At 62.1% G+C, this 23,343-nt stretch carries 22 protein-coding genes; 8 read left to right on the forward strand and 14 right to left on the reverse strand.

The window, feature by feature from the left end; all coding sequences use genetic code 11:
* Positions 1 to 2 precede the first annotated feature (2 nt).
* From SFB74_RS32360 to SFB74_RS32380, 5 genes are all read right to left on the reverse strand, one after another.
* Positions 3 to 593: a pilus assembly PilX family protein gene (locus SFB74_RS32360; protein ID WP_432728472.1), complete on the reverse strand. Its 591-nt coding sequence runs from the start codon at positions 591 to 593 to the stop codon at positions 3 to 5.
* 38 nt (positions 594 to 631) lie between these two features.
* Complete coding sequence (locus SFB74_RS32365) at positions 632 to 1,636, reverse strand: PilW family protein (protein WP_432728473.1); 1,005 nt, start codon at positions 1,634 to 1,636, stop codon at positions 632 to 634.
* Positions 1,633 to 2,253: a type IV pilus modification protein PilV gene (gene pilV / locus SFB74_RS32370; RefSeq protein WP_432728474.1), complete on the reverse strand. Its 621-nt coding sequence runs from the start codon at positions 2,251 to 2,253 to the stop codon at positions 1,633 to 1,635. The genes SFB74_RS32365 and pilV overlap by 4 nt, the downstream gene beginning before the upstream one ends.
* 12 nt (positions 2,254 to 2,265) lie before the next feature.
* Positions 2,266 to 2,841, reverse strand: coding sequence for a GspH/FimT family pseudopilin (locus SFB74_RS32375; RefSeq protein ID WP_432728475.1), 576 nt, complete (start codon positions 2,839 to 2,841; stop codon positions 2,266 to 2,268).
* 131 nt (positions 2,842 to 2,972) lie between these two features.
* Positions 2,973 to 4,682: a PglL family O-oligosaccharyltransferase gene (locus SFB74_RS32380; RefSeq protein ID WP_432728476.1), complete on the reverse strand. Its 1,710-nt coding sequence runs from the start codon at positions 4,680 to 4,682 to the stop codon at positions 2,973 to 2,975.
* Positions 4,683 to 4,822: 140 nt separating this feature from the next.
* Between SFB74_RS32380 and SFB74_RS32385 the strand changes: the two genes are divergently transcribed.
* The 7 genes from SFB74_RS32385 to SFB74_RS32415 all read left to right on the forward strand — a co-directional run bounded on the left by SFB74_RS32385 (position 4,823) and on the right by SFB74_RS32415 (position 12,838).
* Complete coding sequence (locus SFB74_RS32385) at positions 4,823 to 5,323, forward strand: type IV pilin protein (protein ID WP_432728477.1); 501 nt, start codon at positions 4,823 to 4,825, stop codon at positions 5,321 to 5,323.
* Positions 5,317 to 5,934, forward strand: coding sequence for a GspH/FimT family pseudopilin (locus SFB74_RS32390; protein ID WP_432728478.1), 618 nt, complete (start codon positions 5,317 to 5,319; stop codon positions 5,932 to 5,934). Before SFB74_RS32385 ends, SFB74_RS32390 begins: the two co-directional genes overlap by 7 nt.
* A 62-nt stretch (positions 5,935 to 5,996) precedes the next feature.
* On the forward strand, positions 5,997 to 6,386 hold the full coding sequence (locus SFB74_RS32395; RefSeq protein ID WP_432728479.1) for a type IV pilus modification PilV family protein: 390 nt from the start codon (positions 5,997 to 5,999) through the stop codon (positions 6,384 to 6,386).
* A 1-nt stretch (position 6,387) separates the two neighbouring features.
* On the forward strand, positions 6,388 to 7,518 hold the full coding sequence (locus tag SFB74_RS32400; protein ID WP_432728480.1) for a PilW family protein: 1,131 nt from the start codon (positions 6,388 to 6,390) through the stop codon (positions 7,516 to 7,518).
* Positions 7,519 to 7,527: 9 nt separating this feature from the next.
* A complete protein-coding gene (locus SFB74_RS32405) occupies positions 7,528 to 8,229 on the forward strand; it encodes a hypothetical protein (RefSeq protein ID WP_432728481.1) in 702 nt (233 codons plus the stop codon).
* Between the two features lie 36 nt (positions 8,230 to 8,265).
* On the forward strand, positions 8,266 to 12,183 hold the full coding sequence (locus SFB74_RS32410; RefSeq protein ID WP_432728482.1) for a pilus assembly protein: 3,918 nt from the start codon (positions 8,266 to 8,268) through the stop codon (positions 12,181 to 12,183).
* The gene (locus SFB74_RS32415) at positions 12,167 to 12,838 is read left to right on the forward strand and encodes a hypothetical protein (RefSeq protein ID WP_432728483.1); all 672 of its coding nucleotides are present in this window, start codon (positions 12,167 to 12,169) and stop codon (positions 12,836 to 12,838) included. Before SFB74_RS32410 ends, SFB74_RS32415 begins: the two co-directional genes overlap by 17 nt.
* Before the next feature lie 161 nt (positions 12,839 to 12,999).
* Here SFB74_RS32415 and tfpZ read toward each other — a convergent pair whose 3' ends face one another.
* From tfpZ to sucC, 9 genes are all read right to left on the reverse strand, one after another.
* Positions 13,000 to 13,821, reverse strand: coding sequence for a TfpX/TfpZ family type IV pilin accessory protein (gene tfpZ / locus SFB74_RS32420; RefSeq protein WP_432732033.1), 822 nt, complete (start codon positions 13,819 to 13,821; stop codon positions 13,000 to 13,002).
* Positions 13,822 to 13,871: 50 nt separating this feature from the next.
* Positions 13,872 to 14,423, reverse strand: a complete 552-nt coding sequence (locus tag SFB74_RS32425) for a pilin (RefSeq protein WP_432728484.1) — start codon at positions 14,421 to 14,423, stop codon at positions 13,872 to 13,874.
* A gap of 207 nt (positions 14,424 to 14,630) precedes the next feature.
* On the reverse strand, positions 14,631 to 15,434 hold the full coding sequence (locus tag SFB74_RS32430; RefSeq protein ID WP_432728485.1) for a 3',5'-cyclic-nucleotide phosphodiesterase: 804 nt from the start codon (positions 15,432 to 15,434) through the stop codon (positions 14,631 to 14,633).
* A gap of 30 nt (positions 15,435 to 15,464) precedes the next feature.
* Positions 15,465 to 17,723 (reverse strand): CHASE2 domain-containing protein, encoded by a 2,259-nt coding sequence (locus tag SFB74_RS32435; RefSeq protein WP_432728486.1) that lies wholly within the window; start codon positions 17,721 to 17,723, stop codon positions 15,465 to 15,467.
* A 54-nt stretch (positions 17,724 to 17,777) separates the two neighbouring features.
* Positions 17,778 to 18,431: an FHA domain-containing protein gene (locus tag SFB74_RS32440; protein ID WP_432728487.1), complete on the reverse strand. Its 654-nt coding sequence runs from the start codon at positions 18,429 to 18,431 to the stop codon at positions 17,778 to 17,780.
* Positions 18,432 to 18,500: 69 nt separating this feature from the next.
* The gene (locus SFB74_RS32445; RefSeq protein ID WP_432728488.1) at positions 18,501 to 19,310 is read right to left on the reverse strand and encodes a Stp1/IreP family PP2C-type Ser/Thr phosphatase; all 810 of its coding nucleotides are present in this window, start codon (positions 19,308 to 19,310) and stop codon (positions 18,501 to 18,503) included.
* Between the two features lie 28 nt (positions 19,311 to 19,338).
* A complete protein-coding gene (locus SFB74_RS32450) occupies positions 19,339 to 20,025 on the reverse strand; it encodes a TerC family protein (RefSeq protein WP_432728489.1) in 687 nt (228 codons plus the stop codon).
* A gap of 118 nt (positions 20,026 to 20,143) precedes the next feature.
* Positions 20,144 to 21,037, reverse strand: a complete 894-nt coding sequence (gene sucD / locus SFB74_RS32455) for a succinate--CoA ligase subunit alpha (RefSeq protein WP_432728490.1) — start codon at positions 21,035 to 21,037, stop codon at positions 20,144 to 20,146.
* 10 nt (positions 21,038 to 21,047) lie between these two features.
* The gene (gene sucC / locus SFB74_RS32460; RefSeq protein WP_432728491.1) at positions 21,048 to 22,214 is read right to left on the reverse strand and encodes an ADP-forming succinate--CoA ligase subunit beta; all 1,167 of its coding nucleotides are present in this window, start codon (positions 22,212 to 22,214) and stop codon (positions 21,048 to 21,050) included.
* Between the two features lie 205 nt (positions 22,215 to 22,419).
* Here sucC and argC point away from each other — a divergent pair, with 205 nt between their 5' ends.
* Positions 22,420 to 23,343 carry an N-acetyl-gamma-glutamyl-phosphate reductase gene (gene argC / locus SFB74_RS32465; RefSeq protein WP_432728492.1) on the forward strand — a complete coding sequence of 308 codons (924 nt, stop codon included), beginning with the start codon at positions 22,420 to 22,422 and terminating at the stop codon, positions 23,341 to 23,343.

Here is a 23,343-nt window from a genome sequence, read left to right on the forward strand (position 1 = left end):
TTTCAGCTTCGCTTGAAATAGCTCTGCAGCACGACCTCTGTGTTCGGATCGAGCCCCCAGCCGCGCGCGGTATTCCTGAAATAGATGTCTTCCCCGCGCTGCATGTACTCGATCAGGTATTCGGGTTGACGCGACACGCCCTTGACGCCTGGCGTACCGGTGAAGGTGCCGAGCGGCACCGCTCCGGTGAACGAGCAGCCCGATGGCGGGGACGCCTTCCAGCCAACGCCCCCCTTGTCTGAAGGCCACCAGGGCTCGGGGTTGGTCTCGGCCTTGGAATTGCTGGCTGCGTAGTAGGCCGCGGGGCTTTGCTCGCCGAAACGGCACTGGCCGCGGGGACAGTCCGTGCCGAAGTTCGGCTCGCTGTAGGCCGACTTGATCGGACGATCTTCGCCACGGGCGCAGGCCGCGCCGGCGACGTCGGAGGCCAGGGAGATGTCCCGCTCCGCATCGCGCAAGGCAGCCTCGGCTGCCTGCCTGGCGACTTCCATGTCGAGCACATTGCGTGCAACGTGCTCGCCGAACATCACGCGCCGCACGGCGAAGGCGGCAACGCCCGACAGGATCAGGATGAAGGCCAGCACGACGATCATGGCAATTCCGCGCTCGGCGGCTGGGTGGCGCGAGGTCTTCAAAATGTCCTCGTGAGATTGTTGCGAACGCCGAAGATGCGGGTCTGCTGCTTGTAGACGGCATGATCGGAATCGGCGAACGCGACGGACGCGCCATCGCAGTCCACATAGCTGCCGCTCGACGTCTGCCTCACGGTGGCGTCGAGCGTCTTGGTCACGACGCACACCTGCACGGCGACGACGCGCTGCCAGGCTGTCCTGCTCTCCCCGTTGATGGAGGCGACCGGAAGACCGTTGACTTCCGCTGCCGTGAAGAAGCGTGCGGGCGCCTCGAGCGTATCGGCCTCCGAGACCCCGTAGCGAAACCTCAGTTGGGTAACGCCGGAGACGATGGGCTGATGGGGCTTGGTGTTGGCCCCGTTGCCGGCGCAACGGAAGCTTCGCGTCGAGATGGAGCGGCCATCCTGCTTGTAGGTGTAGCTTGCCCCGAGGCCGTAGACGTTGCTGATGAAGAGCGGCAGCGCGACGGTCCCGGTGCCTTTGGCTCCCGAGCCGGCGCGGGCTTCGTTGTACCTGGCTCCGCCGAACTCGGCGAGCTCCACGTCCTGACGCAGGCAGTCTTTTCTCGTGCCGACGCCTTCGACCTCGAAGTTATCGGCAGAGAAATAGTTGACGACGAGCGAATCGGGCTCCGCTGACTTGGATGCCGGGCAGGTGCCCTTCGCTACGTCGAACAGCCCTTCACTGCATCCGAAGATCCCCTGGTCGAAGGCTTCGACCGAAGTCGAGACGACGTTCGAGTAGGTCCCCTGGAACCTGGAGGATTCGACCGAAACAGGAAAGCTGGCGGGATAGAAGCCCGCGTTCTTCAGGTCGCGGCCGATGATGTCCAGCACGACGCTGGCGGCTTCCTGCTGCTGGGCATTGGCGTCGACGGCCCTTGAAACTCGCGTCGTCGAGACGAGCAGGTAGCCCGCCGCGGCAACGAGCAACAGCCCGAGCGCGAGCGCGACCAGCAACTCGACCAATGTGAGGCCGCGTGACCTGCAGGCGCGCGCCTTCATGGAAGAACCCTCGCGGTGTAGCAACGCACTCCGGCTGGCGCTTCTGCTCCCTCGGGGCAGCAGAAGCGCGCCGACACCGTTTGCTGATCCTTGACCTTGCCGGTGCAGTTGACCTGTTGCACGGCGGCGCCCTTTTTATCCACCGCGCTCTTGTCGAACCACATGACGCTGACATCGAAGCCCGACCTGACGTCCCCGGTGATGTAGCCCGCTCCGCCGGGAAAAGCGGTGCGCAGGATGTTCTTCCAGCTGGCGAGATCGAAGACCGCCAGCTCCGCCGGTGTGCATGCAACCTGGCTGCAATCCTTTGGCGATTGCGCCACCGCCTCTGCGACTTGCGCCGAATAGGCTTCGGTCAGCTGATAGCCCTCCCCGTCCACCCGAACACCTCCGACGACACCCGAATATCCATTTGCTCCAGGTGCGTTGATGCGGATCCTCTCGGACAGGTCGTTGAGCGCGGCCGAGACACCCAGCCGGGCCTCATTGCCGGTCTGGTACTTCACCGCGGCGGCCACCAGGCCTGCGATGGCAACCAGGCCGAGCGAAAAGATCAGGAGAGCGACCAGCGCCTCGATCAGCGCCACCCCCGATTGCCGGGCGCGATACGTCATCATTCGCGCTCCCGCCTAGTTCTGATTGCTGTCGTTGCAGCTGATGCTGCCGACGTTGCCAGTCCGGGCGCGCCCCATCATGTCCAGGCAAACGACCTTGGTGGCGGAGCCGCCGGCGGGTGCAAGGTCGAGCGATTGCTGCCCAGGGAGATTCGAGCGGCCGCGCGCGTCGAACCGGAGCATCGCGACCTTGCCTGTGGGCGCGGTGAGCGTGGGGCCGTCCGTCTTGCCGATATGGAATTTCAGCAGTTGCGCCGTGTCGTCAGTGGCGACGCTGTCGCACTTAGGATTCGAGAACACGATCCACCCGCTGCTCCATTCGCGCCCCCTGTCGGCGCAAGTCGGGTCGGCAACGGTGATGTCCTCGGGCGCGCAGACGGTGACGCACTTGTTCTTCGCGATGGCCTCCGAACGCGCGAAGCCGACCGCCATGGCGAATTCATTGCCGAGCGTTGTGGCTGCGGAGTTCCTTTGCATCGCCACGAAACTCGGCACGGCCAACGCGAGCAGCACCCCGATCATCGCGATGACGACGACGAGTTCGACGAGCGTGAAGCCGCCGGAACGAAACACTTTGCGCTTCCAGTACATGGCTGGAACCCTCCCCTCGCAACGTTGTGTCTATATGTGTTTCTCGATGCTAGATGAGTTTGAAAGTATTAAATTGCCGTTCGTCACCCGCACGCGACCGCTCGACGACTGCGCCTGTTGAGGCTCTTCTGCTATTGCGGCGCGGCCAGTCGCACAGGATCCCGATCGGCCTCTTTCAGCCAGCGCGCGAACTCCTGTGGAAAGGCATCGCTGAAACGTTCCGCCTGCGCCTCGGCTTCGCGTTCGCGGCCGAGCAGTTCGGCGCTTTCGATCAGCTTGACGATGACGCGCGGCTCCGGCGAAAGATGAATCACGCGCTGCGCCAGCGAATGCATCTCCGCGGCATTCGATGGCGTCAGGGTGGTCAGCGTCAGCTCCGCGAACTCGGCCTGGCGCGCGAACAACCAGGTTCCCCGCACCTTGACGAGCGTGTCTTCCTTGTACGCGGGGAGCCGTTCGTCGGGCGGCAGATAGATCTGGCTGACGCGGACGTAGTCCCAGCCTGCGAGCCCCACGACCAGCAGCATGACGCCCGCCGCCAGGGATGACAGCGCAGGTCGGATCGCAATACGCCCCTTGCCCGGCCAAAGCATGCCGAGGCACAGGCCGAACACCAGCTGGAACGGGCCGTACCAGAGCGGATACTCGAGCAGGCTGTGCAGCACGATCGCGCCCAGCATGCCCCAGGCCATCAGGCGAGCCGGATCGCGTTCGCGCCAGGGCCGCGCGGCAATCACCATCCAGAGAAAGCCGCCGCAGATCAGCACGGCTGCGGGAATGCCCAGTTCCACTGCAAGGTGCAGCGGGAGGTTGTGGGCGTTGTCCAGGATTTCGACGAACCGGGCGCCGTCGTACCGGGTGCTGTAGTGGGCGAAGCTGAGCTCGCCCCATCCCCAGCCGGTCCGGGGGTGTTGGGCGATCAGCGTGAGCACGTTGCACCACAGGATCAGGCGGCTGTGGTCTTCGGGGGCGCCGGTGTGGAGGCGTTGGAGCATGCTCTCGACGGCCCCACCTGGTCCACCGACGAGTTGAGGCAACACCCAGGCGATGACGAAGTAGAGCGGGATGGCTGCCAGCAGAAGCAGCGGCGAAGGTAACTGCACCCGAGCTCCGGCTTCGGCACGCCAACCTCGGCGCTCGCGCCTGGCGATGAAGCTCGCCACGCCTACGATGGACAGCAACTGCAGCAATCCCGTGCGCGATGTCGAGGCTGCGGCAGCCACAAGCAGCAGCAGTGCCGCAGCCGTCAATCCGCGCCGTGCACGCGCAGCTGGATTCATGGCGTAAAGCCATAAGACCGCGACCCACGCCATGCTGATCAATGTGGCGAACTGGTTGCGCTGGCGAAGATTGCCGTAAGCCTGGCCCACGGCGGGGGAGGTTGTCCAGGGGACGAGCCATTCGGCGTAGCCGTAATACTGGAGCAGGCCGATAACCGCGCTGACCAGTCCGGCGACCAACACACCCGTTGCAAGCGGCTTCGTGCTGGCAGACGCGCCTCCTCGCGACATGCCGGAACCAACGAAGGCCATGGCGCCAACGCCTGCGATCGCAAAGAGAGTCGCAAGCGTCGAAGGCATGCCGTGGGAAAGAGCCGAGACGGAGACCATCAATCCCCCGGCCAGCAACCACATGAGGAGTGGCCTCGCGAGCCCCTCCACGGGGACGGAGATCAACAAGCCGGCAATACATGCCCCCGTCACCAGCGACTGCCAGGCAACGACGGAGGGACCGGCCACAAGAGGAGACAGGAACGGCAGCGCGAGAAGCCCGGCGCGAACGATTTCCACAGACTTCACCTTGGAGGGGGCAACCTCCGGCGCAGCGTTACGAGGCGTCATCTACCGATTGTGACGATCAGGCAGACACCGACGAATGGCGGTCGACGGCGGACAAGCGGTTTTGCAGAAAGACACATTTGGAGACATTCTTGGTTCCAAATGTTTACAAAGCGACCGCGGCCAGATCAAAGGTGTTTTTCATGAAATTGCAGACAGTCCAATGCCTTTCGCGCCGCGCGCGACGCGATGCCCGTGGCTTCACCCTCATCGAGGTCATGATCACCGTCGCCATCATCGGCATCCTGGCGGCGGTGGCATTGCCCGCGTACAACGACTACATCCGCCGCGGCAAACTGCCCGAGGCGTTCTCGGAACTCTCCAGCTACCGCGCGAAGATGGAGCAGTACTACCAGGACAACAGGAACTACGGCTCATCCACGGCATGCGCTGCGGATTCATCGGCCAGCAGTTGGAACACCTTCCCCAAGACCGGGACCAACTTCACATTCAGCTGTGCGACGAATACTCGCACCGGGGATACCACGCAGCAGAGCTATACCGTGACCGCGACCGGAAAGACCGGCACGGCCGTTGTCAATCACGTCTACACGATCAATGAACTCGGTGCCCAGGGCACTACCAAGTTCAAAGGGACAACAGTCAGCGCTAGCTGCTGGCTCACTCGTGACGCGACATGCTGAAGGTGACCATGCGGCAACGGGGCTTCACGATGATCGAAATCATCGTGGCGATCGCCGTACTTGCACTTTTGCTTCTTGCAGCAATGCCAAGCATCGGCACATGGATGGACAACGCGCGTATCCGGAACGTGGCAGATGCACTGCAGAACGGCATACAGATTGCGAAAGCAGAAGCCGTACGGCGCAACGAAAACGTATCGTTCTGGCTCGTCAGCCTCGAAGACCCCAGCCTGCTGGCCAACGATTGCCAGCTTTCAGCAACGAGCGGCTCCTGGGTCGTATCCATCGATGCACCTACTTCGCACTGTGGCGACGCACCGTCCATCGACTCATCGCCGAAGATCGTCACAGGCCGCGCGGCCGGCAATGGTGGAAAGAACGTTCTGGTCGCTGCGGTGCAGAGCGACAACACTACGGCAGCCACCTCTATTACCTTCAACGGATTCGGCCGCCTCGTCAACACAGGGGCGATCGCCAGGATCTCTGTCACCGGCCCGGTCAACGGCACCGAGTACCGAAATCTTCGGATCGCAATCACGCCAGCCGGGCAGGTTCGCATGTGCGACCCACGTGTGACCGACAGCACCGACCCGCGCAAATGCCCAGCCTAGGTTCCACCATCATGCAACGCTCCTCACCACGCACTCGACCTCCGTCGGCACGCGCCTCGCGCGTGCAGGGCATCGCCCTGATCGAAGTATTGGTCGCGCTGCTCATTTTCATGCTTGGCGTGCTGGGCCTTATCGGACTGCAGAGCTCCATGACAAGAGCCCAGACCGACGCGAAGGCGCGCGCCGACGCCGCATACCTTGCCAGCGAGTTGCTAGGCCGGATGTGGGCTGACCTGAACAACCTCGCAAGCTACAACGGGACAGGCTGCGCATCACAGGCGAGGTGTCTTGAATGGCAGAACAAGGTGGCGAGCAATCTGCCCTCCGGCATCGGTGCCGTCACCTACGACGGCGGTTCGGGCAACGTCACCGTCACCGTAACCTGGACCATGCCGAGCGGCGATTCGCATCGATATGTCACCAACACCACCGTGGCAAAGCCGACGACCTAGCATGACAACGCACGACATCTCAAGGGATTCCGCCCATCAGCGTGGCTTCACGCTGATCGAGCTCATGGTCGGACTGTTGCTGGGCATGCTGACGGTCCTGGTGATCTCGCAGGTGCTCGCTCTTTCGGAGGGCAAGAAGCGCTCGGTGACCATGGGCAGCGACGCGCAGGTGAACGGATCGCTTTCCCTGTTCACCCTTCAGCGCGATATACAGCAGGCGGGCTATGGCGCGGTCGCCACTCCCGACTCCATGGGCTGCCAGGTCAAGGGGCAGTTTCAAGGAGAGACTGCGTTCTCCCTCACGCTGGCACCGGTAACCATCACGAGTGGTGCGAACGGTGCGCCAGACACCATCACCGTCCTGCAAGGAAGAACGACAAACTTCTCGACACCCATAACTCTGTCGGGCAATCATGCCTCGACCGATACGGCCTACATCGTCACATCGTCCTTTGGCGTCGTGGCGGGCAACATGATGATCGCGGTACCCAAGGTGCAGGGAAGCGGCACATGGTGCACACTTTTCAATGTCACCGATGACGCCTCGTCCCCGTTGACCGCCTTGGGGCCGACCCGGATTCCCAACGCAAGCGGCGCAAACGGCAAATGGAATCAGACATCGCTGTACCCAACGGCCGGGTACGCTGCCGGCGACTATCTGCTGAACATGGGTTCGCTGGTTTCTCGCGTCTATTCCATCAACAACAAGAACAATCTCCAGCTTTCCGAGCTGTCGCCGACCACCGGTGTGAGCACATCTCTTGAGCTCTATCCGGAGATAGTCAATCTGAAAGCCTTCTATGGCAAAGACACCGATGGCGACGGGCTCGTCGATGTCTACGACACCACCACTCCGACCACGAACGCCGGATGGAGGCAGGTGCTGGCCATACGCATTGCGCTGGTCGCACGCAGCAATCAGTTCGAAAAGGAGGCTGTGACGACTGCAGCACCCGAGTGGCACGTAGGCGCGACCACATTCGCTGGCGTCACACCCGCCGACTGCAGGGTCGGTGGAAGCAAGTGCATCAGCTTGCCTGTCGCCAATCAGGTCGGGGACCAATGGCAACAGTACCGCTACAAGATCTACGACACGATCGTGCCTCTGCGCAACGTGCTGTGGAATTCGTGAGTCAACGAAATGCAGAAGAACAATTTTCACCGGCGTGGCAACGCCAACCATCGTGCGCAAGACGGTGTTTCGCTCCTCTTTGCACTGATTGCGCTGGTCGCCTTGATGCTTGCTACGCTGGGCCTGATCCGCTCGGTCGATACCAGCTCGCTGGTCCTCGGAAATATCGGCTTCAAACAGGATGCAACCGCCGCCGCGGACCAGGCCGCCGGACAAGCGATCAACTGGCTCTCCACAAACAAGTTCAGCCTGAACTCTGATCAACAGAACAAGGGCTACTACGCGCGCAACATGGAGTTCGAAGCGGATGGCACAACCGCGAAGCCGCCGGTCGACGCGACATGGCGCCAGATTGCCGGGACCAATCGACAATTGATCGACTGGGATGGCGACAACTGCCAGGCCGCAGCCAGCGGTAGCTATACCGGCTGCACGATCAAGCCAATGGCGGGGACAGATGTAGGAAGCAACAAGGTCCAGTTCGCGATCTTCCGCCTGTGCTCCAAGGTCGGCGACTACACGACCGACACGTCCATCCAGTGCGCCAAATATGCAGGCTCAGGATCTTCGGCAGCCGAAGACCACGGCGATCTGAACTACACGTCACGCCCAGATATTCGCGGCGCTGCATCACCTTACTTCCGCATCGTGGTCCGCGTCGCAGGCGCACGCAACACCGTGAGCTTCACCGAAACCATCGTGCACTTTTGACGAGAACGGGCTGCACTGATGCAGCCGGAGGAAATCATGAAAAAACACCCCGTTGTTCCGGCGGCTGCGCGACATGCTGTCCGCGTCTTTCGCATTGGTTCACTCCTTCCACTTGCAGCGGCACTGGGCACTGCGGCACCAACGGTATTCGCCGCCACGACGGATATTTCCGACCAGCCCCTGGTGACGCGCCAAGCAGTGCAGGCCAAGCCCAATCTGATGTTCATCCTGGACGATTCCGGCTCGATGAACTGGAGCTTCATGCCCGACGATCTGGGCAGAGCCCGCAGCGTGACCGACGAGCCATACACCGGCTGGTACGGCTACAGGGCTTCTCAATGCAATGGCCTTGCATTCGACCCTTCACTGAATTACCCCCCGCCGCTCTATGCCGACGGCACGTCATACCCGAACGCTTCATTCTCTGCCGCCCCAGCTGACGGCTATGTGTCCAACAGCACCAAAACCGACCTGGCCAATTCGTACTATTACAAGTACAAGGGCACGCAGACTGCCATGGGCTGGGTCTACACCAAAGACGGCGTTGTCGCGAACACGTTCTACAACGAGTGCTCGACCAGCACCTCCACCAGCACATCCCTTTTCGAGAAGGTCACGCTGACGAGCACATCGGCCGATGCACAGAAGTACGCGAACTGGTATGCCTACTATCGCAAGCGCTATCTGCTGATGCGCACTGCAATGGGCAAGGCAATTTCCGTATTGGACTCGAGCTATCGCGTGGGTTTCTCGCGGATCAACCAGGACACCGTGACGGACGGGGCCAACTTCCGCGACGTGAAGGATTTCGACGCGACACAGAAGGCCAACTTCTACAGCAGCCTCTACGGAGCCAGCCCCAATGGGGGCACGCCGCTGCGTACGGCACTAGCAAAGGCCGGCCAATACTTCGCCAACAAGGCATCGGGGCAAGCCTACGATCCCGTTCAGTATTCGTGCCAGCGAAACTTTGCGCTGCTCTCAACCGACGGCTATTGGAACAGCGGCTACGGCACCGATCTGGACGGCAACAATGTCGGTCAACAGGATGGTTTCGAGGCGCGGCCAATGCGCGATGGAGCCAATATCGTCGTCACTACGGTTACGCCCTACACGTTGAGCGCCACTCGCAACGAATTTTCGCCGCGAACAAGGACAGGCACCGCAAAGCGTACTGTCTCCAACGCAAGCAAAGACAAAAATAAGTCGAACGCAAAGACTTGCCCATCGGCATATACCGTGACGACGCGAAATCAAACTGCGACTGTCACGCAAACAGAGATTACAACCTCACCGCAATCTGGGGTTGGCACCTACACTGGGACGACGACTGTTACAGATGGCGGGGCACCATCCGCCCCCAGCTACAGCACCCATACCTATTCCAATTGGGTCTACGTTCCCCCGCCGTCGACAGTGACCAGCGAAAGCACAGGCACTTTCGGTGACTCAGGCGGATCTTCTGCACCGACCTGCCAAAGCACAGCAGGTACTGGTCTGGACGTTCCCTCCGCAGTCACTGCACCGAGCAGTTGGTCAGGCTGGACTACAGGTACGAAAACCTATTCGGCGGCCACTGAAGGCACACCTGTAGCGGGAACGCCTAGCTCGACAACCTCCAGCGTCAACGGCACGCCGAACACGTTGGCGGACGTCGCGCAGTACTACTACGCCACCGACCTGCGCACCAGCACGCTCGGCAACTGCACGTCGGGAAGCTCCGGCCAGAGCCTGAATGTCTGCGACAACATTTTGAGGAGCACCGATAGCGACTCGGCAACGTGGCAGCACATGAACACGTTCACGATCGGTCTCGGTGTCAGCGGAACGCTGACCTATGACAGGAACTATCTCACGCAGACTTCCGGCTCGTATGTCGACCTGAAGAGCGGTGCGGTCAAGTGGCCTGCTCCTGGCGGATACGACACCGATAGCGGCAGCGGCGGCGATGCAACCAACGTCGATGACCTTTGGCACGCGGCCGTCAATGGCCGGGGACGCTACTACTCGGCGTTGAATGCAGGTCTACTCGCTGAAGCGATTCAAGGGGTGGTGACTGAGGTCCAGAAGATTCCGGGCGCCGCCGCAGCTGCTGCAACCAGCTCCGTCGATCTGGTCGCCGGCGAAAGCAACCAGGTCTACAGGGCGAGCTACACCTCGGGCTCCTGGACCGGTGACCTGCAGGCCTTCCCGCTGAACGGCACGACAGGTGCAATTGGAAGCACTGCAATTTGGTCTGCCAGCAGGATCCTGGGAGCGGCAGCTCCCTCGTCACGGAGCATCTACTTCAAGGGAGCGTCCGGCCTGCAGGCATTCACCTATGCGAACCTCAGCAGCGCGCAACAGGCCTACTTCGACAACATTTGCAGCAAGACCGGGGCGCCGACGCAATGCAGTTCGCTGTCGAGCGACGACAAGGCGATTGCCAACACTGGCGCCAATCTCGTGAACTATCTGCGCGGCGTGAGAACCTTCGAGTCCTCGAGCCCCAGAACGGGTGGCGGCACCGCGGTGGCCGCGCTCTATCGCAATCGGGAGACCATCCTGGGCGACATCATCAATGGCGCGCCGGTCCGCGTTGGCAAGCCGCCGTTCGCCTACGCCGACACCGGATACGCCGACTTCGTGACCACAAAAGCCACGCGCAAGCCTGTGGTGTATGTCGGGGCCAACGACGGCATGCTGCATGCGTTCTCTGCCGACAGCAGCGATGGAGGTACCGAGCTTTGGGCTTACGTGCCGACCGCCGTCATGCCCAACCTCTTCAAACTGGCCAACACCGACTATGCGTCCCGCCATCAGTACTACGTGGACGGCCCGCCCATCATGGCGGACATCAAGGTGGGCTCCACATGGAAGACCATCCTCGTGGGCGGTCTCGGCAATGGGGGCGCTGGCTACTACGCACTCGACATCACGAACCCGTTGAGCCCACAAGTACTTTGGGAGTTCACGGCTGCCGACATGGGTATGACCTATGGCAATCCGGTTATCGGCAAGAAGGCCGATGGCACCTGGGTGGTTGCATTTACCTCGGGCTACAACAACACGTCAGGTGATGGCAAGGGACACCTGTATGTAGTGAATGCGAATACTGGGGCCCAGTTGCTCGATATTTCGACCACCGCGGGCAGCTCGGATACGCCTAGTGGATTGGCAAAGATCAATGCGTGGATCGAAAGCCGCGCGGATAACACGATCAAGCGAATCTACGGCGGCGATCTTCAAGGGAACCTGTGGCGCTTCGATATTGACAATCTCTATCTGCCCAATCAAGGCGCGTTGCAGTTGGCCAAGTTCCAGATCAACACATCCACGCCTCAGCCGATCACGATCAAGCCGGAAATGGTCCTGATCTCGCAAAAGCCCGTTGTCGTGGTCTCTACGGGGCGCTACCTCGGCACCAGCGATATCGGCGACACGACCCAGCAGACGGTCTATGCGGTGAAGGACCAGCTTACAGCCACTGGATGGGGCGATGTCCGTGCGGACACGACCAACTTTGTGAAACAGACACTGACACTCAACGGCTCTGCGGCAGCCGCTACGACCGCATCGATCACGAACAATCCGGTCGACTGGAGTACCAAGGGTGGCTGGTGGTTCGATCTGCCGCATTCGAAGGAGCGAGTCGCCACCAACATGACCATGCTGGGCGAAACGCTTGTAGTCGGCTCGGCCATCCCGACGGGCGATGCCTGTGCCTCCGGCGGCTCATCATGGCTTTACAACGTCAACGTGACCAATGGCGGCCAGATCGGTGACGGCCCTGTAGGTACCCAGTGGAGTTCGACGTCGATGATTGCGGGCATGACGCTTGTGCGAGATGCAAACGGGAACATCCGGAACCTGATCCAGAACACGGATGGCAGCATTACGCAAAAGCAGATCGATAGCGCATCTACTGGCTTGGGTAGCGCGCGCAGAACGTCTTGGCGTGAACTGGTGGACTAATGATGTGCAGGTGGCCGGAAGTTCATGCTTTCGGCCGTTAGGTCTATTTCTTGTTTGCGTAATTGCTTCTATTGCACTGCATGTTTTTTTGCTCGAAGTGCCTGCCAACTCGTCTCGTGCCGAGAAAAAAGATGCCATTCGTGTGCGAATCAATACACGCACGCAACAACCTCCACGGCATGCATTTACCGTAGCGCCAACCCAAGAACTGGCAAGGTCGACATCAATCGATGTCATAGCCGACACCATCGACTCAGCGACTCCTGCCAGAAGAGATACGAAAAAAGCCCTGAAATCGGGAGTCAACGAGACCTCATCTCGCCTGCCCCGCCGGTCTTCAGATGGCAAGCTTTTCGAAGAGTACATTCCTCGTACTCACCTTACGATTGCACCAATTGCTCTCACCCCCGTAGTTCTCGAGTCGCCGGCTGGGGAATTAGCAGATGAATCACATATTGGCGTTCTGCTGCTCTATATTGACGAAACGGGTAAGGTACATGACGTTGTTGCTCAAGAACCACTACTCCCTGTCGCCTTTGAAAAAGCGGCACGCGCCGCTTTCATGACGGCAATATTTTCGCCCGGTGAATTTCTAGGCCGCCCTGTCAAATCTAGCTTACGGGTCGAAGTTGTTTTTTCGAGAGCGAAACAATAGTTCGCCAATTGAGCAAAATGGAACACGGCATACAAAAAACCTCCTGCCGCGCCTCAATCGATGCGTCTACGGGCTTCCAAGTTATCAACCGCCAAGCCTCCTTAGTAGTACTGCATTTTTGAGTCGCTCGCTCTTAAAAAATTTTCAACGGCCGAGGCAAATCATTTTTTCGCAACAGGAAAAAAACCCTCTACATGCAAAAACCCAAGAGGTTTCCCATTTTTGCCATCCAATAGCACGACCCAGTCATTTGCATGCCGCGAGACCAATGGAAGCCATCGCAATTCGGCTTCCGGCACCTTTGTCAAATCGATTGCAATTGAAATATCACTTGCTCGCGCCGGTTGATAATTGAATAGAGCAGACATTGGCTGCGCATACTCCATCACTTTAGACAGGCCCATATCATACGACTGCCAACGGCTTGGCCTTTGACTGAGCTCTATTCCAGCCATCGACATATCCATGCTCTCGAGCAGGTCGCTATTTCTTTGAGAAAGCTTGATCCCAATTAGCTGCACAGCCGAAAAAGAAAGTGGCCTTGTCCAATCAGGAGCCTCTTTTAATTCCGGCTCATAAATATCTGCTCGGCTGATTACGCGGAATCTATCCACCTCGTATACCAAGGCTACTGGCCGGGCTTCTGCCAAGCTATACAAGCCGTACAGCAGTGCTGCAAACTGAACAACTGCTACTACGCTCAGATCCAAAGCCAATTCCTTCTTTGACTTCAATGGACTGAATAGCACCAATGTCAACATTGGTCCACAAACGACATCCACTGATATAAGAATCCACAATAGATCGCGCCCTCCCGCCAACTCGCCGTACGGATGGGGATACCATAAGCGTAGCACCAGCAGGGTAGCCAGACTTGCTATCAACACGCTTCCAATCAGATGGAAGCCGCTAGCTTTCAGTGCATATGGCAGTCGTTTGGAAATATCTCTCATGGCAACAAAAGCAAAGCCCGTGACCAGCATACTGGCCACGGGCTTTAATGAATGAGACTAGCTAAGTGTATTGCCGAAAATCAGCGGCAGTCAGCAGGAGCATACTTCGGCAGAAGGGTCGCGCCATTTGTCGCGCCGTTGATAGCCGTCTTGCCATTTGCATAGCAGGTCCAAACCAGGGTAGCCCCTGGGATCGTACCTGCAACAAGCACATTGCCATTCGAAGACGGCCACAGTTGAAGGGTATTGCCCGTAGCATTGGCGTTGTAGGTGACCGTAATCAGCCCGTTTGCGGTAGTACCAATGACGGTGTTCACGCTCTTGGCATTAACGCCACCATTCAACGAACAAGTACCTGCGGCAGAGCAGAAGGTCGTGCTAGCGCCGTCCGTGGGAATGCCCTTGAAGAGACCACCGTCCGCATCGGCGACACCGTTAGAAGCATTGTCAGCAACAACGACCTTCAGGCCAGAAGCCAAGACCAGACCTTCGGAGACACGTGCGCGCACCGTGTAGTCCTGATAAGCCGGCAGCGCCACAGCAGCCAAGATACCAATGATCGCCACGACGATCATCAATTCGATGAGGGTGAAACCCTTTTGCACGGAACGTGCGATGGAACGACGGTTCATTAACTAACTCCAGGTAGGTTGGTTGTTACGCCCGGGAACCTGCCCGGAGCGAAGTACCTTCCGCAGCATCTGTGCCACCCGTCTCCAAGGCCTCCCTCCGACCGAACACGTCACCTCTACCCACTTTGGCGTTACACGATGTGACAGAAACCGCCCGAAGATGCTACACGCGGTGACAAATTTGTCATGCCAATGCGTCACCGACTGTCAGAAGGTCAGGACACCGCCCGCCTTCAACCAGCGGATATCCCGCTGCGCCAGCCCCGCCACCTGCTCGACTGCCAGCGCCTCGATCTGGCTCATGATCTCGTCGGTTTCGGCGGGCTTGGTGTGGGTGATGTAGATCGGGTACTGCTCGCCCGCCCCGATGTGCGCCAGCTCGTCGGCCAACACGGCAGGCGATAGGTGCAGGCTGCGCTCGGCCAGCGCCTGCTCGCGGCTGCTGAAGGCGGTTTCAATGACCAGCATCGCCACGTCGAGTTCGTTCACGCGCTCCCAGAAGGACGCATTGCGCTCGGTGTCCCCGCTGAACACCCAGTGGGCGCCGCCTTCCGCCCGCCGCACGGCGAAGCCGCATGCAGGCACGGTATGGACCGCAGGCAGCACCTCCACCACCTTGGGCTCGCGGCTGCCCAGCGGCAGCTGCTGTCCCACCGCGATGTCGTGAAAGCTCACGAAGGGCGCTTCGGGGCTGGGAATGCTCTCGAAATCCGGCCAGATGATGTTGTTGAACACATGTACCCGCAGCGCATCGATGGTGGCGCTCAGCGCATGCACGCGCAGCGGCCTGGTGCGGCGGCCGCCGATGGCGTCGAGCATCAGGGGGAGCGCTGCGATGTGGTCGAGGTGGCTGTGCGTGAGCACGACGTCGTCGATGCGGACCATCTCATCGAGCGTGAGATCTCCGACACCGGTGCCCGCATCGACGAGCAGATCCGTGTCGACCAGAAACGAGGTGGTGCGGCAGTCTTTGGCGATGGCGCCCGAGCAACCCAGCACACGAACCTGCATTGTGAAAGACCCCTTTGTATGTGTCTGTCGTCATTTGGTCTCGAACCGGGTCGCGCCATCCCAGTTCGGGTCTTGCGGTCGCAACGCCATCGAGGCTAAACGCTGGGCGTAGAGCTGGTAAAGGACTTTTTTCGCATCCGCGGCGAGCAGGGGCGCGAGCAAGTTTCGGCCCATGGCCCAGTCCTGGCGGCGGTACGCTGCCAGCACTTCGCTCCAGCGTTCGAGCAGTTGCTGGGTCTGTGCCAACGCTTCGGGCGTGCTCGCGGTCAGGGGCGTAAAAACGGCAACGGCTTGTGCCTTTCCCTTGACTCGCACGCTGTCGAGTTCCTGCCAGACGAAGCCGGGTGCGAGTTCGCGCGTGGCGCCGCTCGCGACCACCTCTACACCGTAATGGCCACTCAAGCCTTCGAGGCGTGACGCGAGGTTGACCGCGTCGCCGACCACGGTATAGCTGCGGCGCGCGGTCGATCCCATGTCGCCCACGCTCATCACGCCGCTGTTGATGCCGATACCGACGCTGATCTCGGGCCGCCCGCTGGCGCGATGGATGCGGTTGATGTCGTGCACGGCATCGGCCATGTCGAGCGCGGCCCGTACTGCGTGCGCGGCGTGATCGGGCGTGTCGATGGGCGCGCCCCAGAAGGCCATGACGCAGTCGCCCATGTACTTGTCGACGGTGCCGCGGTGCGCGCTGATGACGTTGGTGAGCCGGCTGAAGACCGTGTTGAGAAAAGCCTGCAGCTCGGCCGGCGCCATCTGCTCCGACAGGCGCGTGAAGTCGCGCATGTCGCAGAACATCACGGTCATGGGCTTGCTCTCGGCGCGCATGCTGTAGCGGCCGGGGTGCTCCATCATCTCGTTGACGAGCTGGGGCGGCACGTAGGTGCCGAAGAGCCGAACCAGGCCGCGCCGCGTGCGCGACTCGACGAAGTATCCCCAGCTCATGTTGAACGCGAATGCGAGGGCCGCCATCGCCAGCACCGACGCGAGCGGCAGCACGAGGCTGTAGCCCACGTACAGCCAGGCGTTCAAGCCGATCAGCGCCGCGATTGCCCCCGCGGCCAGCAGCATGGCGCGCGGCGCGGACAGCAGCGACATCCCGAAGGCCAGCAGGAGCCCGGCCGCGGCGATGAGCAGCACCTCGTAGCCAGGCGCGTAGTCGGGCACGCTGAGCAGCCGGCGGTCCAGCAGCGCGGAGACGACGTTAGCGTGCACCTCCACCCCCGGGAAAGCGGCCTCGACGGGCGTAGCACGCAGGTCTTGCAGCCCGGGCGCGGTGGCGCCAACGAGCACGATCTTGTCCTTCAGTTCGCCCGGCGCGAGCCGGCCTTCGAGCACATCGGCGGCCGGCACGTAGCGGAACGATCCGCCATCCGAACCGCCGAGGCCGCGAAACGGCACCTGCATGCTGCCCGTCCCGTCGACCGGAATGCGCAGCCGACCCACCCGCAGCGACTCGAGCTGCGGCGCGGTGCCGCCGCCAGGCGCGAAGGCCGGCTGCACAGGCGGCGATCCGTTCGCGAGCCGGTAGACCGCGAGCCCCAGCGACTCGTAGTAGCCCGGCTGCGCCTTGTCGCCGTCATAGCGGGCGATGAGCGGCACGCTGCGGATCACACCGTCGCCGTTGATGCCGACCAGCGTGTTCAGGAAGCCCGCGACCGGTGCCGCCTTCGCCAGTTCCGGCAGGCTGGCGCCGAAGCCGTTCCAACCCGTGGCGTAGGTACTGCCCGAAGGGAAGGCGCCGGCCGGCAGCAGCGGAGTCGCCGGAAGCTGTCCCTTGGCGCTGGGCGTATCGGTGCGTGTGAAGTAGTAGCCCAGCGCCACGCGCCGGCCGCCCAGCGCGGCAGCGAGCGTGGCGTCATGGTCGAGCGAGGGCGCGAGCCGCTCGACCTCGGCGGCCAGGCCGGGCGTCTTGCCCAGGGGGCCGCCCATGATTTCCCTCAGCCTGTCGAGCCCCGAACTGCGGTCGGGCTCGAGGAACATGACGTCGAAGCCGAGCACGGCCGCCTGCTGGCGGGTCAGCAGTTCGGTGGTCAGGCGGGCGATCTTGTCGCGCGCCCAGGGCCACTGGCCCTGCCGTGCGAGGCTGGCATCGTCGACGTCGACGATCACGACCCGCGAGTCGGGCGTGCCCGGCATCGTGGCGCGCAGGCGGACGTCGTAGATCAGCTGGTCGAGGCGTTCGAGCGCGGTCAGCCGCCAGACGCCGGTGGCATGCGCCAGTGCCAGCAGCACGGGCAGCAGCGTGATCGCAATACGCGGCCAGTGCCGCCGCAACTCTTCTCTCACGGCGCCCGATCCGTGAAGACTAGACCGCGGCAAGCCGGGAGGGAAAGCGGCGGCTCAGATGCGCACGAACTGCATGCGCGTGGCATCGCCCAGCTCGAGCACGTCGCGCTCCTGCAGCGCGACGGCCTCGGACCCCAGCTGCAGGCCATTGAGCGTGACGTTGCCTTCGACGCCGGCCGCCACGTAGCCCTGGCGCCGGCGCGTGACCACCGCCACCGCGACCCCGGGCTTGCCGACGGTGGTGACGACCTTCTGCAGCCCGACGTCCTGCCCCTCGTTGGCGCCGGAGAGCACGCGCAGCACCGGAATGCCCAGCTCGACCAGCGCGCCGGATTCCGTGGGCGCCGAAGACAGGGGCATGGCGCCCGACGGGTATTCGCCCGAGGCGGTGCGGATCGAGCCGGCACCGGTGTCGAGGTTGCTGCGTGCGCGGAAATGGATTCGGCAGCCTCCGACCTCGATGACATCGTTGTCCTTGAGCGCCTGCTTCTGGATGGCGAGCGCGTTGACGTAGGTGCCGTTGGTACTGTTGAGGTCTTCAATTTCGACTTCGCCACCAGTCATGTGCAGCACGGCGTGCTCGCCGCTGACCGCCAGATTGTCGATCACGATGTCGTTGTAGGCACGGCGTCCCAGCGTCGTGCGCTCCTTGGCGAGCGCCACCTGCCCGATGACAACGCCATCGACCGAAATGATCATCTTCGGCATTGCCGACTCCCCGAATCCAAAGCTTGAATGACGACGGCAGGCAGGCCGCAGGGCCGCCCGCGGAACCTGCTAGCTGCCCGCGCGGGGCGTTTCCGCAACGCTCGCGCTGGCCAGGACAACGGAAATGTTGTCCCGTCCGCCATTGTCATTTGCAATTGCAACCAAAAGTGCTGCTTTTTTCTGAAGCCCGACATCGTGTTCTAGAAGCGTGAAAAGCTGCTCATCCGAAACCATCTCGCTGAGCCCGTCGGAGCAAAGCATATAGAGATCGCCGGGTCTTGCGCTGTGTTCGTGCATTTCCAGCAAGACTTGGGCCTCCACGCCGACGGCGCGCGTCACGAGGTTGCGGGTGGGCGAATTCAGTGCCTCTTCGGCGGTGATCGCGCCGGCGTCGAGCTGCTGCTGGCGCAGGGAATGGTCGCGGGTGAGCAGTTCCAGCTTGTTGTTGCGCAGGCGATAGCAGCGCGAGTCGCCGATGTGGCCGACCACCACCCGCTGCGGCCGGAATGCCGCCAGCACCAGGGTCGTTCCCATGCCCTGGAGCTCGTGGTTGGTGGTGCCCTCGTGCAGGATCGCGCCGTTGGCCTCGTCGGTGGCGGCCTGGAGCGCGCGCCGGACCACGCGGGCCGGCGCCTGCATCCCGGCATGGGCGAACCAGCGGCCGAAGCTGGCGTGCAGCAGCGAGACCGCCATGGCGCTGGCCACCTCGCCGCCCTTGTAGCCGCCCATGCCGTCGGCCAGCAGGGCCAGCCCGAGGGCAGGGTCGACGTGCACCGCGTCTTCGTTATGGGCGCGCATCCGCCCGACGTCGGTCAGGAAGGCGAATTCCCAGGTCAGCGGAGGGCGAGTGGAGAAAAGGGAGACGCCGACACTCGCCATGTTCTGTCAGCGCCGATCTCTCTGGAACTCAGTGTTGTGCAGCGGCGTGCGAACGCCGTTGCATCAGGCGGCCGACGGCCACGACGAACACCGCACCGGCAGCCGCAGCCGCGTAGTGCAACCAGGGGTTGGCCGCCAGCGTGTCGCGCAGGATGGCGTCCTGCACGATGGTTTCGCCGCCGACCCAGCCGATCAGCGCGGCGCCCAGCATCACGATGATCGGGAAACGTTCCATGAGCTTGATCATGAGCGTGCTGCCGAAAATCACCAAGGGAATACTGATCGCCAGGCCCAGAATCAGCAAAACCATGCTGCCCTGTGCCGCGGCCGCGACGGCAATCACGTTGTCCAGGCTCATCACCAGGTCGGCCAGCAGGATGGTGCGCACCGCGACCATCATGCTGCCGTACTCCTTGGACTCGCCCTCGCCCTCGTCTTCCTCGCCCAGCAGTTGCAGGCCGATCCACAGCAGCAGCAGGCCGCCGATGATCTGCAGGTAAGGCAGGGCGAGCAGCTTGGCCGCCACCACCGTGAGCACGATCCGCAGCACCACGGCTGCGCCCGAGCCGAAAAGCACGGCCTTTTCCTGTTGCGCGGGTGGCAGCGAGCGTGCCGCCATGGCGATCACCACCGCGTTGTCCCCCGACAGGATGATGTTGATCCAGATGATCTTGAGCAGACCTATCCAGAAATCGGTGCTTTGAAGAATTTCCATGTCTCTGATCCCACTGTGTTTTATTGAAAAAAGCGCCCGCAATCCAGTGCGGGCGCTTTTTTGTTTCTGCGTGGTCCTCTCATGACCCGACTCTGCGGCCGGTGTCGCGGAGCCGTTCTTACAGCTTGGCCTTGAGCAGCTTGGCCAGTTCCGAGAAGTTGCGCGTCACGGTGAAGCCGCATTCTTCCATGATGGACAGCTTGGCTTCGGCCGTGTCGGCGCCGCCCGAGATCAGCGCGCCGGCGTGGCCCATGCGCTTGCCAGGAGGAGCGGTGACACCGGCGATGAAGCCGACGACCGGCTTCTTCATGTTGTCCTTGCACCAGCGGGCTGCGTCAGCCTCGTCCGGGCCGCCGATTTCGCCGATCATGATGACCGCGTCGGTGTCCGGATCGTCGTTGAATGCCTTCATCACGTCGATGTGCTTCAGGCCGTTGATCGGGTCGCCGCCGATGCCGACTGCCGACGATTGGCCCAGGCCGATTTCCGTCAGTTGAGCCACGGCTTCATACGTCAGCGTGCCCGAGCGCGAGACCACGCCGATGCGGCCCTTGCGGTGGATGTGGCCGGGCATGATGCCGATCTTGATTTCGTCGGGCGTGATCAGGCCGGGGCAGTTCGGGCCCAGCAGCAGCGTCTTCTTGCCGCCGGCCGCTTCCTTGGCCTTCATCTTGTTGCGCACTTCGAGCATGTCGCGAACCGGAATGCCTTCGGTGATGCAGATCGCCAGGTCGAGGTCGGCCTCGACGGCTTCCCAGATGGCGGCCGCGGCGCCTGCCGGCGGCACGTAGATCACCGACACGGTCGCGCCGGTCTGCGTGGCGGCTTCCTTGACGGAGCCGAAGATCGGGATGTTGAAGATCGACTCGCCGGCCTTCTTCGGGTTCACGCCGGCCACGAAGGCGTTCTTGCCGTTCGCGTATTCCTGGCACTTCTCGGTGTGGAACTGGCCGGTCTTGCCGGTGATGCCCTGCGTGATGACTTTGGTGTCTTTGTTGATGTAGATCGACATGACTTGTTCCTTAGGCCTTCTTGACTGCTGCCACGACCTTCTGGGCCGCTTCCGCCATGGTGTCGGCGCTGATGATCGGCAGGCCCGAATCGGCCAGCAGCTTCTTGCCTTCGACTTCGTTGGTGCCCTTCATGCGAACGACCAGCGGCACTTGCAGGTTCACGGCCTTGCAGGCTGCGATCACGCCGGTGGCGATGGTGTCGCACTTCATGATGCCGCCGAAGATGTTCACGAGGATGGCTTCCACGTTCTTGTTCTTCAGCATGATCTTGAAGGCTTCGGTGACCTTCTCGGGGGTGGCGCCGCCGCCCACGTCCAGGAAGTTGGCCGGCTCGCCGCCGAACAGCTTGATGGTGTCCATGGTGGCCATGGCCAGGCCGGCACCGTTCACCAGGCAGCCGATGTTGCCGTCCAGCGAGATGTAGGCGAGGTCGAACTTCGAGGCTTCCACTTCGGCCGCGTCTTCCTCGTCGAGGTCGCGCAGGGCGACGATCTCGGGGTGGCGGAACAGCGCGTTGCTGTCGAAGTTGAACTTGGCGTCCAGGGCGATGATGTTGCCCTTGCTGTCACGGTTGAGCGGGTTGATCTCGACCAGCGAGGCGTCCGTCTCCATGTAGCAGGTGTAGAGCTTCTTGAAGATGTCCACGGCTTGCGCGGTGGAGTCGGCCGGGATGCCGATGCCGTCGGCGATCTGCTTGGCCTGTTCGTCGGTCAGGCCCTGGGCCGGGTCGGCGAACACGGTGATGATCTTCTCGGGCGAGGAGTGGGCCACTTCCTCGATGTCCATGCCGCCTTCGCTGGAAGCGATGAAGGCCACCTTCTGGGTGGCGCGGTCGGTCACGGCCGAAACGTAATATTCCTTCTGGATGTCGGCGCCGTCCTCGATGTACAGGCGGCGGACCTTCTGGCCTTCGGGGCCGGTCTGGTGCGTCTTGAGTTGCATGCCGAGGATCTCGCCGGCGAGCTTCTTGACGTCCTCGATGGACTTGGCGACCTTGACGCCACCGCCCTTGCCGCGGCCACCCGCGTGGATCTGGGCCTTGACGACCCAGACCGGGCCCCCAAGCTTCTGGGCGGCTTCAACCGCCTCCTGGACCGTATAGGCCGGGATGCCGCGCGGCACCGGCACGCCGAACTTGGCAAGGATTTCCTTGCCTTGGTACTCGTGAATCTTCATGAGGGATGTCTCTCGGAAGGAGGAAGTTGAGAAATCGGGAGATCGGGCTGAGAGGGTCTATGCTCTGTTGTTCGCGGGCGACGGCAGCCTGACGGCTGGGGGCGGCGAACAACCGCGGACTGTATCATGGTGCGCCGCACCAATACTGTAAGTGTGGTTGCGGGCAATACGTACTTCCTACTAGCTACCCTGGGGCACCACCATCATGGCCAAGGTTTTCATCGACGGCGAAGCCGGCACCACCGGCCTTCAGATTCGCGAACGTCTGCAGGCAATGCCGCAGGTCGAACTCGTGAGCATCGCGCCCGAGCTGCGAAAGGACGCCAACGCCAAGCGCGAACTGATGGCCGGCGTCGACCTGGTGGTGCTGTGCCTGCACGACGACGCGGCCCGCGAATCGGTCGCGCTGATCGACCAGCTGCCCGGCGCCAAGCCCAAGATCATCGATGCCTCCACGGCGCACCGCATCGCCCCCGGCTGGGTGTTCGGCTTCCCCGAACTCACCGAAGGCCACTGGCAGGCCGTGGCCAAGGCCGAGCGCGTCGGCAACCCCGGCTGCTACGCCACCGGCGCCATCGCCATGGTTCGCCCGCTGGTCGACGCGGGCATCCTGCCAGCCGACTTCCCCATCTCGCTGCCCTCCGTGAGCGGCTATTCAGGCGGCGGCCGCACCATGATCGAAGCCTACGAAAAGGGCGAGGCCCCGGCCTACGAGATCTACGCGCTGGGCCTGAAGCACAAGCACATCCCCGAAATCATGACCTACACCGGCCTTACCCGCCGGCCGGTGTTCATCCCCTCGGTGGGCAATTTCAAGCAGGGCATGCTGGTCCAGCTGCCGCTGCACCTCGACCTGCTGCCCGGCAAGCCGAAGGCCGGCGACCTGCAGGACGCGCTGGCCGCGCACTACGCGCGCAGCAACACGCCCGAGAAGTTCGTGAAGGTGCTGCCGCCCACCGAGGACGGCAAGCTCGAGGCGCTGGCGCTCAACGACACCAACAACCTCGAGATCCGCGTGTTCCCGAACGAGGATCATCGCCACGCGGTGGTGATCGCCCGCCTCGACAACCTCGGCAAGGGCGCCAGCGGCGCCGCCGTGCAGAACCTGAAGCTGATGCTGGGGCTCTGA

Source organism: Variovorax xiamenensis (genome assembly GCF_050916385.1).
Taxonomy (GTDB): Bacteria; Pseudomonadota; Gammaproteobacteria; order Burkholderiales; family Burkholderiaceae_C; genus Variovorax.

Excerpts from the sequence above, each read along its gene's own strand:
- SFB74_RS32360 (WP_432728472.1), bottom strand. The coding sequence starts at position 593 with ATGATCGTCGTGCTGGCCTTCATCCTGATCCTGTCGGGCGTTGCCGCC.
- SFB74_RS32365 (WP_432728473.1), bottom strand. The coding sequence starts at position 1,636 with ATGAAGGCGCGCGCCTGCAGGTCACGCGGCCTCACATTGGTCGAGTTG.
- pilV (WP_432728474.1), bottom strand. The coding sequence starts at position 2,253 with ATGATGACGTATCGCGCCCGGCAATCGGGGGTGGCGCTGATCGAGGCG.
- SFB74_RS32375 (WP_432728475.1), bottom strand. The coding sequence starts at position 2,841 with ATGTACTGGAAGCGCAAAGTGTTTCGTTCCGGCGGCTTCACGCTCGTC.
- SFB74_RS32380 (WP_432728476.1), bottom strand. The coding sequence starts at position 4,682 with ATGACGCCTCGTAACGCTGCGCCGGAGGTTGCCCCCTCCAAGGTGAAG.
- SFB74_RS32385 (WP_432728477.1), top strand. The coding sequence starts at position 4,823 with ATGAAATTGCAGACAGTCCAATGCCTTTCGCGCCGCGCGCGACGCGAT.
- SFB74_RS32390 (WP_432728478.1), top strand. The coding sequence starts at position 5,317 with ATGCTGAAGGTGACCATGCGGCAACGGGGCTTCACGATGATCGAAATC.
- SFB74_RS32400 (WP_432728480.1), top strand. The coding sequence starts at position 6,388 with ATGACAACGCACGACATCTCAAGGGATTCCGCCCATCAGCGTGGCTTC.
- SFB74_RS32405 (WP_432728481.1), top strand. The coding sequence starts at position 7,528 with ATGCAGAAGAACAATTTTCACCGGCGTGGCAACGCCAACCATCGTGCG.
- SFB74_RS32410 (WP_432728482.1), top strand. The coding sequence starts at position 8,266 with ATGAAAAAACACCCCGTTGTTCCGGCGGCTGCGCGACATGCTGTCCGC.
- tfpZ (WP_432732033.1), bottom strand. The coding sequence starts at position 13,821 with ATGCTGGTCACGGGCTTTGCTTTTGTTGCCATGAGAGATATTTCCAAA.
- SFB74_RS32425 (WP_432728484.1), bottom strand. The coding sequence starts at position 14,423 with ATGAACCGTCGTTCCATCGCACGTTCCGTGCAAAAGGGTTTCACCCTC.
- SFB74_RS32430 (WP_432728485.1), bottom strand. The coding sequence starts at position 15,434 with ATGCAGGTTCGTGTGCTGGGTTGCTCGGGCGCCATCGCCAAAGACTGC.
- SFB74_RS32440 (WP_432728487.1), bottom strand. The coding sequence starts at position 18,431 with ATGCCGAAGATGATCATTTCGGTCGATGGCGTTGTCATCGGGCAGGTG.
- SFB74_RS32445 (WP_432728488.1), bottom strand. The coding sequence starts at position 19,310 with ATGGCGAGTGTCGGCGTCTCCCTTTTCTCCACTCGCCCTCCGCTGACC.
- SFB74_RS32450 (WP_432728489.1), bottom strand. The coding sequence starts at position 20,025 with ATGGAAATTCTTCAAAGCACCGATTTCTGGATAGGTCTGCTCAAGATC.
- sucD (WP_432728490.1), bottom strand. The coding sequence starts at position 21,037 with ATGTCGATCTACATCAACAAAGACACCAAAGTCATCACGCAGGGCATC.
- sucC (WP_432728491.1), bottom strand. The coding sequence starts at position 22,214 with ATGAAGATTCACGAGTACCAAGGCAAGGAAATCCTTGCCAAGTTCGGC.
- argC (WP_432728492.1), top strand. The coding sequence starts at position 22,420 with ATGGCCAAGGTTTTCATCGACGGCGAAGCCGGCACCACCGGCCTTCAG.